General features: G+C 64.3%; 10 protein-coding genes and 2 pseudogenes. 4 read left to right on the top strand and 8 right to left on the bottom strand.

The window, feature by feature from the left end; all coding sequences use genetic code 11:
- Positions 1 to 92: 92 nt before the first annotated feature.
- A pseudogene (locus H4P12_RS18920) lies at positions 93 to 467 on the top strand (DNA cytosine methyltransferase); the annotation flags it as partial.
- A gap of 202 nt (positions 468 to 669) precedes the next feature.
- Positions 670 to 1,089: a hypothetical protein gene (locus H4P12_RS18915; protein WP_246449360.1), complete on the top strand. Its 420-nt coding sequence runs from the start codon at positions 670 to 672 to the stop codon at positions 1,087 to 1,089.
- Here H4P12_RS18915 and H4P12_RS17420 read toward each other — a convergent pair.
- Both H4P12_RS17420 and H4P12_RS17415 read right to left on the bottom strand, forming a co-directional pair.
- Entirely contained in the window at positions 1,068 to 1,598 is a 531-nt protein-coding gene (locus H4P12_RS17420) for a DUF3489 domain-containing protein (protein ID WP_187794902.1), read from the bottom strand. The two genes, H4P12_RS18915 and H4P12_RS17420, sit on opposite strands and share 22 nt — an antisense overlap.
- A gap of 97 nt (positions 1,599 to 1,695) precedes the next feature.
- A complete protein-coding gene (locus H4P12_RS17415) occupies positions 1,696 to 1,923 on the bottom strand; it encodes a hypothetical protein (RefSeq protein ID WP_187794901.1) in 228 nt (75 codons plus the stop codon).
- A 258-nt stretch (positions 1,924 to 2,181) separates the two neighbouring features.
- On the opposite strand from H4P12_RS17415, the gene H4P12_RS17410 reads away from it, so the two are divergent.
- Positions 2,182 to 2,942, top strand: a protein-coding gene (locus tag H4P12_RS17410) for an IS5 family transposase (protein WP_187794900.1) whose coding sequence is annotated in 2 segments (ribosomal slippage) — positions 2,182 to 2,509 and positions 2,509 to 2,942 — 762 coding nt in all. Because the reading frame shifts where the segments join, the coding sequence is not laid out codon by codon here.
- A 104-nt stretch (positions 2,943 to 3,046) separates the two neighbouring features.
- Here the strand turns inward: H4P12_RS17410 and H4P12_RS17405 are convergent.
- Both H4P12_RS17405 and H4P12_RS17400 read right to left on the bottom strand, forming a co-directional pair.
- Positions 3,047 to 8,146, bottom strand: a pseudogene (locus H4P12_RS17405) (RecQ family ATP-dependent DNA helicase).
- A 393-nt stretch (positions 8,147 to 8,539) separates the two neighbouring features.
- Positions 8,540 to 9,724 carry an acyl-CoA dehydrogenase family protein gene (locus H4P12_RS17400; protein WP_187794899.1) on the bottom strand — a complete coding sequence of 395 codons (1,185 nt, stop codon included), beginning with the start codon at positions 9,722 to 9,724 and terminating at the stop codon, positions 8,540 to 8,542.
- A 112-nt stretch (positions 9,725 to 9,836) separates the two neighbouring features.
- Here H4P12_RS17400 and H4P12_RS17395 point away from each other — a divergent pair, with 112 nt between their 5' ends.
- Positions 9,837 to 10,853 carry an AraC family transcriptional regulator ligand-binding domain-containing protein gene (locus H4P12_RS17395; protein WP_187794898.1) on the top strand — a complete coding sequence of 339 codons (1,017 nt, stop codon included), beginning with the start codon at positions 9,837 to 9,839 and terminating at the stop codon, positions 10,851 to 10,853.
- Positions 10,854 to 11,035: 182 nt separating this feature from the next.
- Here the strand turns inward: H4P12_RS17395 and H4P12_RS17390 are convergent, their stop codons facing one another.
- From H4P12_RS17390 to H4P12_RS17375, 4 genes are read right to left on the bottom strand one after another with little or no spacing between them, the layout of a single operon-like run.
- Positions 11,036 to 11,272: a DUF6489 family protein gene (locus H4P12_RS17390; RefSeq protein WP_187794897.1), complete on the bottom strand. Its 237-nt coding sequence runs from the start codon at positions 11,270 to 11,272 to the stop codon at positions 11,036 to 11,038.
- Between the two features lie 14 nt (positions 11,273 to 11,286).
- On the bottom strand, positions 11,287 to 12,537 hold the full coding sequence (locus H4P12_RS17385) for a DUF445 domain-containing protein (RefSeq protein WP_187794896.1): 1,251 nt from the start codon (positions 12,535 to 12,537) through the stop codon (positions 11,287 to 11,289).
- On the bottom strand, positions 12,534 to 13,361 hold the full coding sequence (gene phaZ / locus H4P12_RS17380) for a poly(3-hydroxyalkanoate) depolymerase (protein ID WP_187794895.1): 828 nt from the start codon (positions 13,359 to 13,361) through the stop codon (positions 12,534 to 12,536). The genes H4P12_RS17385 and phaZ overlap by 4 nt, the downstream gene beginning before the upstream one ends.
- Before the next feature lie 28 nt (positions 13,362 to 13,389).
- Entirely contained in the window at positions 13,390 to 15,024 is a 1,635-nt protein-coding gene (locus tag H4P12_RS17375) for an alpha/beta fold hydrolase (protein ID WP_187794894.1), read from the bottom strand.
- Positions 15,025 to 15,026: the final 2 nt, after the last annotated feature.

The following is a 15,026-nucleotide window of genomic DNA, read 5'->3' as shown; positions in this document are numbered from 1 at the left end:
GAAAGGCCGCATATCGAGGCCTGACACATGACCGTACTCGATCACAGGCTCATAGGTTCAAAAATTCCTTGCATACCGGGAGGCATCCACACATGGGCCATGTCGAGCGGGAAACATATGCCGCGGCCACTCTCGTGGCACGGATGGCGGACGCGGCCCTGGATCAGGCTGTTATCTGGGACGACATTGCCACATTCGACGGCACACCTTGGCGCGGCGCGGTGGATCTCGTCTCTGCGGGCTATCCGTGCCAGCCGTTCAGCGTGGCGGGCAAGCGAAGGGGCGCCGACGATCCGCGCCACCTCTGGCCGCATGTCGCCCGGATCATCGGCGAGGTTGAGCCGCCCTTCGTCTTTCTCGAAAACGTCGCCCATCATCTCCGCCTCGGCTTCCCCGAAGTCGCCAGCGGACTGGTCGGCATGGGCTACAGGCTTGCGGCAGGATTGTTTACGGCGGCGGAAGTCGGCGCACCCCACCGCCGGGAACGGCTGTTCATCCTCGCCATCCGCGAAGGCGACGAACTGGCCGACCCCGCGCGCCTGCTCCGGCACCCGGTCGAGCGGCGGGAACCGGACGGAACTCCTGCGCCTCTGGCCGACGCCCCGGGCCAGCGCCAACGAGAACCGGCAGACCAGACCGACGCCGTCACAGGCGGCAGGCAGGCACGGGATGAACCTTGCGACGACGGCGGCACAATGGCCGACACCACTGGCGACGGACGGCGCGAAGCCGAGCGCGGGCAATCGCAAATCGGCCGATCTGACCCATGCGGCGGGCATGTGGATGACGCCGACGGCGCGGGATCACAAGGACGGGGCGACCAGCCTTGCGAACACGCCGGTGAACGGCCTGCTTGGCCGCCAGGTCCTCACGACGTCGATGGCTGGGCCCGATACCTGCGATCAGCGCCGGACCTTGAACCCGCTGTTCGTCGAGGCGCTGATGGGCTGGCCAGCAGGGTGGACAGGCTCCGCCTCTGTGGCAATGGCGTGGTCCCGCTGGTTGCCGCGCATGCGCTCCGAACTCTGGCGCATCAGTTGCTGGAGGATGGATGAGGCGCCGCCGGATCAGGAAGAACTCAGCTTGTAGACCCGGCCCCTTTCGGTGAGCTTCTCAGACGTCACGGTCAGGCCGAGCTTTTTCTTCAGCGAACCGGAAATGGCGCCCCTGATGCTGTGGTGCTGCCAGCCCGTCGCCTCGGCGATCTCTGCGATACTCGCTCCCTCCGGCGCCTGCAGCATAGCGATCAGCTGGGCCTGTTTCGTGCCGGGACGCTGGGCGGCGGCGATGGCCCCGGGCTTGGCATCCCGCAGGCCCGCCATGGTCCTGACCACCACCGGGTCGATGCCGATGGCGTCCAGTCCGCTATCGGTGGCGATCAGCGTGGTTCCGTGACCATCGCCGGTCTCGCGCCAGAGCGGTTCGTTGCGCCGGAGATTGGCATCAACCTCTTCGATGAAGCCGAGCTTGATCATCTTGCCGATGGCCATCTTCGCCGCCGCACCATGAAGCCCCTCGGGCAACGGCAGGGCGAGATTGCCAGGCCGGGCGCTGGCGCGGTTCAGGATCAGGGTCTGGGTGTCGGTGAGTTTCAGCATCATTGGCTCCTTGCATCGCCGCCGCTGGTTGCGGCTGGCTTCTACGGAGCCGGGCCCCGCATCGCGCGGGGCGTGGCGGGCGCCAGTTGCCAGCCGGTCAGGCGGCGTGTTCGCCCTCGCCGAAGGCAAAATCGCTGATCTGTTTCAGCAGATGGGCCTGATACTCGAGGCTGCCGAGGTCGCTCCAGTTCACCTGATCCGGGTCCGCCCCGAAATGGTCTTCGCTGAAGGCCTGCAGCCGGGCGAGCATGGCGTCAATTTCGGCCTTCTTCGCGATAAAGGCGGCAAGGGCGGCGTCATTGGTGCGGGCGGCTTGGCGGGTCATTTCGGTCTCCGGGGGCTGAGTTTCGTTGATGCAGCATCGCTCGGGGGCGCCCTGAAGTGTAGAGAATTCGGAGCAATAACAGTGCTTTCTGATGCAGATCACCATCATGTTCAGACGGATCCGCGATGCATGAGCGAACGTGCTTATGCGGCTCTGTCGCGCGGGACGATCCAGAAGGCGCGCTAGCTGGTGTGGACTCTTGGGATTCCTTTTTGCTTGGAAGGCTGATTCCATACTCCCGTAGCAGGGAGGTTTGCCATGGGAGCTTTGGAACGTCTGGTCTTGTCGGATGGCCAATGGAATCGGATTTCGGCTTATATCATCGGTGACAGCCGTACACGCGGAAGCAGCGGCCGTGACAACCGGATGTTCGTCGAGGCGGTGCTGTGGATCGTGCGCACCGGCTCGCCCTGGCGCGATCTGCCGGACCTGTTCGGAGCTTGGAACTCGGCGTTTCGCCGGTTCAGCCGCTGGAGCCGCAAGGGTATCTGGTGGCGGATATTCGAGGCCATGTCCGACGATCCCGACTTCGAATATCTGATCGTCGATAGCACCATTATCCGCGCACACCAGCACGCCTCGGGCGCAAAAAAGGGGCTGAAGATCAGGCCATTGGCCGCTCTCGCGGGGGCTTGAGCACCAAGCTGCACATGGCGGTGCGCGGCCTCGGATGCCCGGTTCGCTTCGCCCTGACAGCGGGACAAAAGGGCGACGCGCCCCAAGCCGAGAATCTGATCGCCGGTCTGCCCGCCGAGATCGTCATGGCCGACACGGCCTATGACAGCGACGCCCTGCGCCGGACCATTTCCGACAAGGGCGCCATTGCGGTGATCCCGAACAATCCATCGCGGGCATCGAAATATCCGCTCGACCACGACCTCTACGCCCAGAGGTACCTGATCGAATGTTGCTTTTCAAAGCTCAAGCAATTTCGCCGCGTCGCAACCCGCTACGAGAAAACCGCCAGAAACTACCTCGCTGTCATCACCATCGCCGCAATCGTCCTGTGGATCAGATAACTGTCCACAGGACCTAGAGCGGCTGGCTGGTCCTGTTCGAAGACGGTGGAATCGAACCAACATTGCTTCTGAGACGCCCTCGATGAATCCAGCGCCCCAAAAGCCTATCCGAAGACCAGCTCTGGAAGGACGGCTTCCCATTCGTCGCGGCGGATGCTGCTGTGGTATTGTTCCTCATTGTCGCTTTTGCGCCAGCGGATGACGGCGCCGATTTCACCGCGCAGGAAGGTCAGGCCTTCGGGTGGCGAGAAGGCGCTCGACATGCGGCCAAGCGAATTGCCGTCCCGATCGCGAATGAACCAGCGGCCTTCGTTGCAAATCAGTGCTACCGGGTCGCCGACCTCGCAGGTGGCAATGGCGCCAAGCGAAGGATCGCCATCTCCAAGCCGCCCGGCCCAGGACAGATCGACCAGCTTCATGTCGGGCATGACATATTGCTCGGACCGACCCAGAAGCGCGCTGCAATCGGGCGCGACCTCCCGTCGCAGCAGATCCTCATGCGACGCGAGGAACGGGTGCGCGCCTTCGGCCATCACGGCCAGACTGCGTCGGGCGCGGGTTATGGCGACATAGAACAGGCGGCGCGGGGCATCGGCATCCTCGCCCTTGGACGGTCTGTCCCAGCCGCCGTCCAGAATGATGACACCGTCGAATTCCAGCCCCTTGGCCCGATGCGCGGTCAAGAGCAGCAGCCCCCGCTGCTCGCCCCGAGTGTCGCGCGACCATTCGGCAAACCATTCAATGAGGTCCGGAACGGGAATGGTCTTCTCGGCGATCTCGCGCGCGAGCCCGGCAATGCCTTCGGCGATCAGGCCGGTCCAGCGGTTTCCGGGATGCCGGTTCAGGCATTCCAGTATACCCGCAATTCCCAATCGGGCGGCGGGATCCTCCCTCAGTGTGGCGATGAAATTCTGCATCTCGCGCAGGCGCCAGATATTGGGCAGGCTCTCATTGGCCATCTTGACCGGAATGCCCATGGCCTCGGCATAGGCGCGGACTGGCCCCAGCCCCTTCCAGTCGCGTGAGATGATGGCGGTGCGCGACCAGTTCCATTCATCGGGATCAAGACGAGCCTGGCGCAGTAGTTCATCCACCGCCGCGACGGCCTGCGGCGCCCGCCCAGGCGGGCAATGCAAAAGCTGAACCCGGCCCTGCGCAACCGGATCGGATTGCGCCATCTGCCCACCCGGCGGTAACCGTCCGCGATTGCGGTCAATGCTGATCGCCTGATCCGCCTTCATACGTGAAGATGCTGGCGCAATCGCGCGGTTCGCGGCTTCAATGATGTGGCGGGTCGAGCGGTAATTCTCGATCAGATATTCCGGCCTCGCCCGGTAATCCTCCTCGAACCTGCGGATGAAGCCGACCGAGGCACCGGCGAAGGCATAGATATTCTGATCGTCATCGCCCACCGCAAACAGGCTGAGCCGCAGATCGGGATCCTCCAGCGAGCGCCCGGCGACGGCCGCGATCAACGCATATTCCTCGGGGCCGATATCCTGATATTCATCGACCAGAATCCAGCGATAGCCCTGGATCAGCGCGTCGCGCTGCGCCTCGGCCTCGGCCCTGCTCAGCCCCTCGCCGTTCAATTGCCGCACCGCCTCCATGACGATGCCGTCGAAATCGCGATCATCCCCCGATGCGCCGACGAAACTGGCGCCGACCAAGCGCATCGCCAGTGCGTGGCAGGTCGAGACGGTGACGAAGGCGGCATCGTCACCGATCAGGTGGCGCAGTCGGGCGCGGATCTCGGCAGCGGCGTGGCGGTTATAGGCCAGCACCAGAATGCCGCGCGGATCCTCGCGCCGGACCCGGATCAGGTATGCGATACGATGGACCAGAACCCGGGTCTTGCCCGAGCCGGGGCCAGCAAGCACAAGCACATTGGTCTGCTCGCGGTCATCGGCGACGATCTTCTGCTGGACCGGGTTGCCCAGATCTTCGACGATGGATTTCCACGAGGCGCCGGTGGTCTGGCGCCGCAATTCGGTGCCGCGACCGGGCAGCCATTTTTTCTGAAACGTGTCGCGGTCAAGAACGAAATAATCCTCGGACAGCTTCTGCGCCTTATCGATGGCGGCAAGACCCTGCTCGGCATAGGCCGCCATGACATGGGTCTGGATGGTCTGTTCAGAATAATGTTCTTCCAGCGGAGTGAAATGCTCGACGGTGAAAAGGTCGCGCCCCGGGCGCAGATGCAGGGTCATGGCGGGCCGGAATACCGTCAACCCCTTGCCCAGCGTCACCACCTCCTGCTCGTGCAGCCACAGAAGCGCACGCTCCATCAGCTTGTTCATGTCCTTGACGGCGCCGCGCAGCAAAGCGTCGCCAGTCAGGCTTGCCAGCAGATCGCCCATGGTGGTTTCAACCTGAATATCCTTGCCGCGCGTGCCCTTTGCAACCTTGCCGGTCAGATGCGCCAGCAGCAATTCTGCACCCTGACGCCTAATCTCCGCGGTCTGGTCAACGACCGGCCACGAGCGTTGCAGCCTGACCATCAACGTATTGCGCGAGGCCTTGCGCAGGTGAAGGTTCCCGCGCCCGCCTTCCTGATCGCGACCATCGCGCGCCATGCCGCGCAGCAGCTTTTCGACGATATCGGGCCGCGCGCCGCCATGGCCCCGGTCGCGCAGAGCCTGGCAGGTCTCGGCCAGATGCAGCGGCATCGGTGCGTCGCCATCGGCATCGGGTGCAGTCTCGCGCATCAGGGCGATCAGGTCGGCCTCAAGCTCTGCAGCCTGCATGAAGCGGCTTTGCGAATGCCCCTCCACGCCGACATGGACGAAGACCGTCACCGCCAGATCGTTACGCGCGATGCCAAGCGCCTCCAGATCGGCCATGGCCTTGTTCAGCGCTGCCCCGCTTAGCCCACTGACGCCGGTCAACTCGTCGGTGGAAATCCCCTGATCCGGCGGCGCGTTCATCAGATGGCGCACGATGTCCAGCAACTGCTTTTGCCGCGTGCCAGTAATCGCGGCGCGTTCAAGGATCGCCTCGACCTCTTCCAGCTTGCGAATGCGCAACAAGGACGGAAAGACCTGTACCCGATTTTCCTCGCGGCTTAGCAGCGTTGCTTCCTCCAGCCAGGATACGGCGGTCTTGACGCGAGTATCGTCGGCGGCGCTGTCGCGCTCGAATTCCTGATCGCGCTCGGCGCGGACAATCTCGCCCGAAGTTGCCACGACGTCGCCAGTCTTCGCGGTTTTCTCGTTCAGCCGCCGCAGCGCCTTGAGGATCGCGCCAATCTCGTGCCGCGCCAGCCGCGAACGCGCTGAAAGCGAGAATTGCCGCTCGACATCCTCGCCCGAGAACAACAGCACGCAATCAGCATGTTCGCGGTCGCGACCCGCCCGCCCAGCCTCCTACAGATAGTTTTCCAGTGATCCGGGAATATCGCCATGCACGACCAGGCGGATATCGGGCTTGTCGATCCCCATGCCGAAGGCGTTGGTCGCAGCGATGATCCGCAATTCGCCGATGCGGAAGCGTTCCTGAACGTCGCGCTTGGCCTCGGCCGTCAGCCCGGCATGGAAATGTTCGGCAGCGAGGCCCTGCTGCTTCAGGAATTCCGCCACCCGCTCTGTCGCGCTGCGCGTCGCACAATAAACCACAGCACCCGAGGCCCCCTCGGCCGGCAGCTTGGCCTCGATCACGTCCAGAATATCGGCCAGCTTGGTGCCCTTCTGCGTTTCGCGCACCTCGAAGGACAGGTTGGTGCGCACCGCGCCGCCGTCCAGCAGCAAGAGATCGAGGCCCAGCCGGGACCGAAAGTGCTCGCGGATATCCGTCACCACTTCAGGCCTGGCCGTCGCCGTCAGGCAGAGGACCGGTGCGGGTGGCGCATCGCCCGAGGATTCCCTGATGAACCGGCCGATATAGCGGTAATCGGGCCGGAAATCGTGGCCCCATTTCGACACGCAATGCGCCTCGTCCAGCACCCAGAGCCCGATCTCGCGCTGTTTCAGGACAGACCGCACTGAGGTGCTGCGCAGCTGTTCGGGCGAGATCAGCAGCATCGCCGCATCGCCCATCCGCACCCGATCGAGCGCGTTCTGCCGTTCGGGCATCGACAGCATGCCGTTGATGGTGATCGCCGAGGATATCCCCGCCCGCTCCATCCCCTGCACCTGATCCGACATCAGCGCGACCAGCGGCGAGATGACTACGGTCAGCGCGCCAGTCTTGTCGAACTTGGTCAGCGCCGGGATCTGATAGCAGACCGATTTACCCGTCCCCGTCGGCAGGATGCCGAGGATGCTCTGGCCGCCCATAGCCTCGGAAACGATGCGTTCCTGCAAGGGGCGGCCGGTCTGCGGGTCGGCGGGTTGCGGGCGAAAGGCGTCAAAGCCGAACCAGCGGCTCAGCGCGCGGCCGGGATCACTGTGTTCGCGGCACCAGCTGCAATCGAGACTGTCGCAGGCGGTATCGCGCAGGTCCCGCACGATGCGCGCCGCATCCCGAAACTGCATCCGCACCCAAGGCGGCATGACGGAATCGCCGCCCGCGACAGAGATCCAGGACAGCGCATAGGCGAGCGGCCATCCCAACTTTGGGTCGGCCAGCCAGTCGAAGACTTTTCCAACCCGCGTTTCACAGGCATGTCCCGCCAGCAGCTTGCGGATCGCGTCATGCGCGACGGTCGCAGAGGGCCGGCCAGCACGGCGAACCAGCCTGAACAGGGCGTCAAAACCGGCGGAAGTCTCGCTCCGCGTGGTCAGGAAATGATAGGCGGTCAGCGCGTCGGGCGCTTCTGCGTTCAGCTGTCGAAGGGCCTCAAGCTGGTTGCCCAGCACCTCGAAAACCAGCTGCGCATCCAGTTCCGGGTCGTTCACATGACCTGCCTGCAAGCGCCCGTCGTGATAGTGCTTGACCAGATGGTGATAGGGGTTGCGCGGAAAGGCCAGCGGGTTCAGCCACAGCGTGTCAATCGGTGCTTGCGCCAGCGTCGCCAGCCGGTGCCGCGCCGCCGCCAGATGCGGCAGATCGTGGCGCAGGATATTGTGGCCGATCAGATGATCTGTCCGGCCGAGCGCCGTTTCCAGCCGGTCCAGCGCCTCGGTCAAGGCGCCCCGCCGGGAGACAATGGCCGGGGCATCGTCAGGCCGGACCGCCGCAAGCGCGAATATCTGGGCGGATTTCGGATCGACCTCCAGATCGACGGAAATGCAGCGCCCCAGAAATTCGCGGAAATCTTCATTCATTCAGACGGGCGTCCGGCATTGTTTTAAGTTTATGTTCCCGGTGATCGTCGTGAGAATAGTTGGCGGGGTCAATAGAGTGTGGCTCGGAGACGCAATGGGCATCTTCGTCATCGCCAGTTTCATACTCAATTTAGCCGCGATGCGCTGCCCATCCTGAAAAGCGGTCGGTCAGCCGATTGAACCGCCCCGGGTTTACCGGAGAGTTTCAGATCCTGTATCAACTTGCTCTGCCCGCGCCGTCACAAAGCTGCTCCTCGGACCCCACCTCTCGCTAAGACCTGGCGGGCACAGAACAGTCAGATAACGCGTCGCAACGTGAGGCACCGACCAACGCGTGTAGCATAAAAAGGGCCTGCCACGCATATGACAGACCCACCAGTGCGCTGACCCGGATCAGACGAATGCGCCGATGCCGGTCAATCCGCGACCTACAATCAGGGCGTTGATCTCTCGCGTACCCTCGTAGGAGTAGATTGCTTCGGCATCGGCGACGAAGCGACCGACGTTTTCTTCCAGCAGTATGCCATTGCCGCCCAGCAGTTCTCGCGCCAGCCCGACCGTCTCGCGTGCGGATACGGTGCAATAAAGCTTGGCCAGCGAGGCCGCTTCCTCGCTGCCCTGCCCCTGTTCTTCCAACTGGCTCAGCCGGTGGCACAGCGTCATCGAGGTGGTGACCCCCGCCAGCATCTTCACAAGCTGATCCTGCACCATCTGAAAGCCGCCGATGGGCCGACCGAACTGCTTGCGCTTTTTGGCATAGGCAAGCGCATGTTCGAAGGCACCAAGCCCGCAGCCCACCGCCTCCCAGGCGACGAAGCCGCGGGTCATGCGCAGCACCCGCGCGGTATCGGCGAAGCTGTTGGCACTTTCCAGCTTGTTGGCATGGGGCACGCGGCAATCGGTCAGGGTGATCATGGCATTCTGCACGACCCGCAGGGCGATCTTGTTCTTCATCACCTCGGTCGCAAAACCCGGGGTGCCCTTTTCGACGACGAAGCCCTTGACCTGGCCGTCATCGACATCGCGCGCCCAGATCACGTTGATATCGGCGAATGTGGCATTGCCGATCCAGCGCTTGGCACCGTTCAGCACCCATTCATCGCCCTCGCGCCGGCAGGTCGTCATCAACCCGCCAGCCGCGCCCGATCCGACCTCGGGCTCGGTCAGCCCGAAAGAGCCGATCTTTTCCATCCGCGCCATCGCCGGCAGCCAGCGCTGCTTCTGTTCCTCGGATCCGCAGAGATAGATCGAGCCCGCCGACAAACCGCCATGAACCCCCATGAAGGTCGCGATCGAACAATCGACCCGCGCGATTTCCAGCGCGATGAACCCGTCCAGCAGCGGCGAGCGGCCGCGAAAGCCGTAACCGTGATAGGACGCGCCAGCGATGCCCAGCTTGGCCATTTCGGGGATCAGCTGGCGCGGAAATTCGGCGCGGGTCCAGTAATCGTTGATGATGGGCGCGACATGTTCGGCCAGAAAGCCCCGCAGTTCCGCCAGCAGCGCCTGATCCTCGGCGGGCAGGGTTTCACGCAGGCGATAGAAGTCGCCGGGCCAGTTTTCGGTGGTGTCGTTCATCTTCTCCTCCTTGGTTGTGCCGGCTGTCCGGTCACTGCTGGTTGCGGCATGGCGCGAATTGCCAAGCCTGCGGTGCCGCCCTATCCTTCTCCATCCGGTCTGGGAGGGAGCGGTGAAGACGGGGCGCTATTACGTTCGGGCAACGAAGCTGGCCGGCCTGCCCCAGATGGCGGCCGGGCGGGGCGTCGATCTTGCCGCGCAGATGCTGGCCGTGGGGCTCGATCCGGCGGCGCTGCGACACCCGGAAATGATCATCGACTATCGCGGCTTCCGCGACCTGCTGCATGGCTGCGCGGTCGCCTGGGATCTGCCCGATATCGGCATCCGTATGGCGGATTATCAGGCCATTGACTTTCTTGGCCCGGTGGCGCTGGTGACGCGGATGGAACGGACCGCCCGCGGCGCGCTGAAGGCGATCATCGCCAATCTGGTGATCTACAGCAACGCCACCGTCATGGCGCTGGAAGAAGGTGGCGACACCGCCACGCTGGTCCTGAACCGGCGCGGAGATGCGCCCGACGGGCGCGAGAATGCCGAGCTGATCATGGCCCAGGGCAAGATTGCGCTGGATGCGATTTCGGGGATGCGCCTGCCGCTGATCGAGGCTGCCTTCATCCATGGCAGGGGTGCCTCGTCCCGCGCGGTCGCGACCTTCTTCGACTGCCCGATCCGCTATGATCAGGGGCGGAACGCGCTGATCTTTGACCGCGCGCATCTGGACCGCCCGATCGAGAAAAGCGACCTCGCCTATCACGACCTCATCAGGCGCTATCTGGCTGATACCCATGCCGAGCTTGCAAAAGGTGCCACCGACGCGGTCCGCGCCGAGATCGCCCGGCAGATGGAATTCGGCCAGTGTACGCTGGAAAGCGTGGCCTATGCGGTGCGCATGACCCCGCGCAGCCTGCAACGGCAATTGCGGGGCGAAGGCACGTCGCTGCGCGAGCTGGTCGATGAATGGCGCCGGGATCGGGCGCTGTCGATGGTGACGAATACCCGCCTGCCCCTGTCCGAGATCTCGCAGGCGCTCGGCTATTCCGAACAGAGCGTCTTTTCCCAGGCCTTCCGGCGCTGGTTCGGCAATGCCCCGCAGAAGCTGCGCTCGGGCGGCGCGGCTGCCGATGGTTGACGCCCGGACAGACCCGGCACCATCGCCCCCGAAAGCCAAAACCCCTCCCATCCCCTGCACTGCCCTCCGTTCAGACTGCGCCCCGCCATGCATCCGGCGGATGCAACAAACCTAGCGCGAGCGGTGCGGATCGGCTTGGGATCAGGCGCGAGGAATTTGAGATTGCGCGCCAGGCCCAAGCATCACTTTGTCCTCGCCGCGCCGGTCATCAGGTTGAACAGGCTCTGCATCTGATCGAACCCGGCGCTGCCCGGCATCCATGCCTTCATCATCTCGGCCGGGTCCATGGCCTTGACCGCGCCCAGCATGCGGTCGCGGATCTCGGCCATCATTTCCTCCTGCATGGGCTGGACATCGGGCAGGCCCAGAAAGCTGCGGGCTTCTTCGGGGGTGCAGTCGACTTCGATGGTGACTTTCATGTATTCGCTCCTCCTCAGGTCAAAATGGCGTTCAGCGCGAACAGCGCGCCGCCGATCAGCGCGCCAAGCACCGCGCCATTGATGCGAATATAATGCAGATCAGAACCGATCTCTGCCTCGAAGCGTGCGTTCAGTTCTTCGGGCTTCCAGCCCGCAATGACATCGGCGACGTAATCGGCAATCGCCGGGCGCAGATCGCCGATCACCTGCGCGGCCAGTTCGGCCGTGCGCGCATCCAGCGCCGCGCGGATGGCCGGATCGGCGGCGCTGCGGATGGCGAGGTCACGGATCATCCCGGCCAGGGGCGCAGCGAAGGTGTCGGGGTCTTCGGCCAGCCGGGTCTCCAGACGGTCGCGCAGCGCCGCGCCCAGACGCAAAGCCGCCGCGTTCAGCGCGCCCGACCGGATCAGCACCTCGCGCCCCTCGCCCACGGCGCGGGTCAGGGTGCCATCGGTGGCAAGCTGATCGACCATGGCGCTGAAGGCCTGTTCCAGATCGCGGCGCAGTTCGGAATCCTGCCTTTGCAATTCGTCCAGCAGCGACAGCACCCCGGCCACGACCGCATTGGCCAGCCGCCGATCCACGGCCGAGGCGATCCACCAGCGGCTTTGTGTCTGCACCAGATCGGCGGCGATGTCGCGGTTCTGGTCGATGGCGCGCTGCAACAGGACCAGCACCTCGGCCAATGCGGTGCTGCGCATTCCCTCTTTCACCAGCCTCGCCAGCGCAGCGGCAATCGCCGGATCATGGGCGTCGCTTTCAGCCTGCGCGCGCAGCCAGCGCCGCGACCGGGCAAGCGCGCGTGGCGAGGGATCCTGTTCCAGCAGGTGCCGCATGATCCGCGTCACCTCATGCGAGATAAGCGCCGCGTTTTCCGGGGCGCTCAGCCATTCCAGCGCATAGGAGCCGGGGCGCAACGCGATCAGCCGCACCTGAAGGCTGGCGGGTTCAAGAAAATGCGTCTGGAAGAACTGCCCGACATTGCGCGCCGCGCGCTTCTGGTTCCGGGGCAGCAGCGCGGTATGCGGAATCGGCAGGCCCAAGGGGCGGCGAAACAGCGCCTCGACCGCGAACCAGTCGGCAAGGCCGCCGATCATCCCGGCCTCGGCCATGGACTGAATCAGCCGGGTCAGGCCGGTATCGGGGAGGAAATGCGTGGCGACAAAGATCAGGGCCATCAGGCCCAGCACGCCCGAGGCCAGACTGCGCGTGCGCCGCAGGGCCATCTGCGGCGCGTCGCCCGGTTCCAGACTGGCCGCGGTCATCTGCTGGTCCGGGCCGATTCATGGTCCAGAATGAACTGTTCCACCATGTGCGCCGTCATCTCGGGCTGGGTCAGGATGAACAGGTGGCCGCAATCGACCACCTTCAGCCGGGCATCGGGCAGCCGCTTTGCCAGCAGCCGGCCATTCACCTCTGGCACGATGGGATCGTCGGCGCCCATGACGATCAGCACCGGGATCCTGATCTGCGGCAGCCACAGCCAGCTTGTCCAGCCGGCCCCGGCCAGCAGCTGATACAGATACCCGCGCGAGGTGCCCGGCCGCAGCGCGTCGATATGTTCGGCCAGAAGCGCGCGGTCCAGCCGGAACATGCCGCCATAGATGTCGGGGCCGACCTCGCGCATGTAATCCGGATCGGTATAGCGGCGCGGGGTCGCCATCTTCGTCAGCACCTTGAGATTGCCGGGAACCATGACGAACCCGGCCGAGGTCGCGGCAAGGGTCAGCGACCGGCAGCGTTCGGGGTGGTCGCGAACGAATTGCTGCGCCAGCGCCCCGCCCCAGGACACGCCGAAGACATCGACCGCGCCGATGCCCAGCTGATCCAGAAGCCGGCCAGCCAGCCGCGACAGCCAGCTGAACCGGTAGGGCAGATGCGGCGCGGGCGAGCCGCCGACGCCGGGCACGTCGAAGGTCAGGATGCGCATATGCCGGAAATGGGCGGCGAAAGGCGCGACCGATTCGAGGCTGGCACCGATGCCGTTGAACAGCAGCAGCACCCGTTCGGCATCGGCCGGCCCCATCAGCGCATAGCGCAATTCCTGCCGGCCGATACGTGTGGTCCTGATATCGGTTTTGCTTTCCATCGCCTGCCTCGCTTTCTTCGCAGCGCTCTCAGGCCGCCATCAGGACATAGGTTCCCGGCGCGTCGACGCCCGGCTGATGCGCCTTCGACCCCAGGGTCTTGGGCGCAGCGACCTTCTCGCCGCCGTGACCGGCCAGCCATTCGGCCCAGTGCAGCCACCATGTGCCCTGATGCTCCTCGGCCCCGGCCAGGAATTCCTGCGGCGTGCCGGGATTGGCGCTATTGGTATAGTAGCGCGCCTTGGGATTGCCGGGCGGGTTGATCAACGACTGGATATGACCCGACTGGCTAAGCACATATTGCCATGTGCCGCCCAGACCGTTCGTCGTCAGATAGGTGCCGTCCCAGGGGGTGATGTGATCGCTTTCGCCGCCCAGAACCAGCGTGTCGCAGGTGATCTGGCCCAGCTCCAGCTTGTGGCCGCCGATGGTCGGGCCGTTGCCGCCGGTCAGCCCGCCGAATTCCAGCAGGTCCATCATGTCGCCATGCAGCGCCGCCGGCAGGTTGGTGGTATCGGCGTTCCAGTAGAGGATGTCGAAAGCCTGCGGATCCTTGCCTAGCAGGTAATTGTTCACCCAATAGGCCCAGATCAGATCATTGGGGCGCAGCCAGGCAAAGGCACGTTCCAGATCGCTGCCGCCCATCACCCCTTTCGAGCGCGAGAACAGCCGGGCAAGCTCCAGCGTTTCCAGATTGGCGAACAGCCCCATCGAGGTGTCCTTGTTGCCCGCCACGTCAAGGATCGCGACCAGCACGGAAAAGCTTTCCGCCCGCTTGATGCCGCGCGCCCCCCACAGCGCGATGGTCAGCGCCGCCGTGATCCCGCCCGAGCAGGCACCGACAAGGTTCAGCCTGTCGGAACCAGAGATCTCGCAGGCCACTTCCGAGGCGCGATCCAGCGCCTCGACATAGCTTTCCATGTCCCAATCCGCCTGTTCGGCGGTCGGGTTGCGCCAGCTGACGATAAAGACCTGATGGCCCTGCGACAGCAGGAATTCGACGATGGACCGGCCCGGTGCCAGATCCCAGATATAGAATTTGTTGATCTGCGGCGGGACGATGAAGATCGGGGTCTTGTAGACTTCGGGCGTCGCGGGCTGATACTGGATCAGTTCCAGATGAGGCTCGGTATGAACGACCTTGCCAGCGGTGGTGCCAATATTCTCGCCCACCCGGAACTTCGTCTTGTCCACCATCGAGGGCAGGCCGTTATTGCCCGCCATGTCCTCAACGAAGTTCTGCAAGCCGGCGATCAGGTTGTTGCCGCCCTGTTCCAGCGTCGCCTTCATCGCAGCCGGGTTGCCCCCCAGCGTATTCGTCGGTGCCAGCGCATCGGTGAAAAGATTCGCCACCAGCTTGACCCGCAGCTTGTCGCGGGCGGGCACATCCAGCGCATCGACCCAATTGTCGATGCCGCGCTGCCAGGCCAGATAGGTCTGCATCAGCACCCGATAGCCGGGATTGCTGGCCCAGACCGGATCCTTGAAGCGCTTGTCGCCCTTGTCGGCTTCCAGTTCGGACGCCCCGGCAAGGCTTCTGGCGATTTCCTGATTCAGCGCCATGATGCCGCTCAGCGCGGTCATCGGCTGGCTCAGCATCTTGACGTAGAAGCGCGCGGCCGACTGGGCCAGATCCGTCGCGGTTTCAATACGATTGCGTGCCATTG

Origin of the sequence: Paracoccus amoyensis, from assembly GCF_014490725.1 — a bacterium.
Classification (GTDB): Bacteria; Pseudomonadota; Alphaproteobacteria; order Rhodobacterales; family Rhodobacteraceae; genus Paracoccus; species Paracoccus amoyensis.
This window is presented reverse-complemented; position numbering and strand designations above follow the sequence as displayed.

Excerpts from the sequence above, each read along its gene's own strand:
- H4P12_RS18915 (WP_246449360.1), top strand. The coding sequence starts at position 670 with ATGAACCTTGCGACGACGGCGGCACAATGGCCGACACCACTGGCGACG.
- H4P12_RS17420 (WP_187794902.1), bottom strand. The coding sequence starts at position 1,598 with ATGCTGAAACTCACCGACACCCAGACCCTGATCCTGAACCGCGCCAGC.
- H4P12_RS17415 (WP_187794901.1), bottom strand. The coding sequence starts at position 1,923 with ATGACCCGCCAAGCCGCCCGCACCAATGACGCCGCCCTTGCCGCCTTT.
- H4P12_RS17400 (WP_187794899.1), bottom strand. The coding sequence starts at position 9,724 with ATGAACGACACCACCGAAAACTGGCCCGGCGACTTCTATCGCCTGCGT.
- H4P12_RS17390 (WP_187794897.1), bottom strand. The coding sequence starts at position 11,272 with ATGAAAGTCACCATCGAAGTCGACTGCACCCCCGAAGAAGCCCGCAGC.
- H4P12_RS17385 (WP_187794896.1), bottom strand. The coding sequence starts at position 12,537 with ATGACCGCGGCCAGTCTGGAACCGGGCGACGCGCCGCAGATGGCCCTG.
- phaZ (WP_187794895.1), bottom strand. The coding sequence starts at position 13,361 with ATGGAAAGCAAAACCGATATCAGGACCACACGTATCGGCCGGCAGGAA.
- H4P12_RS17375 (WP_187794894.1), bottom strand. The coding sequence starts at position 15,024 with ATGGCACGCAATCGTATTGAAACCGCGACGGATCTGGCCCAGTCGGCC.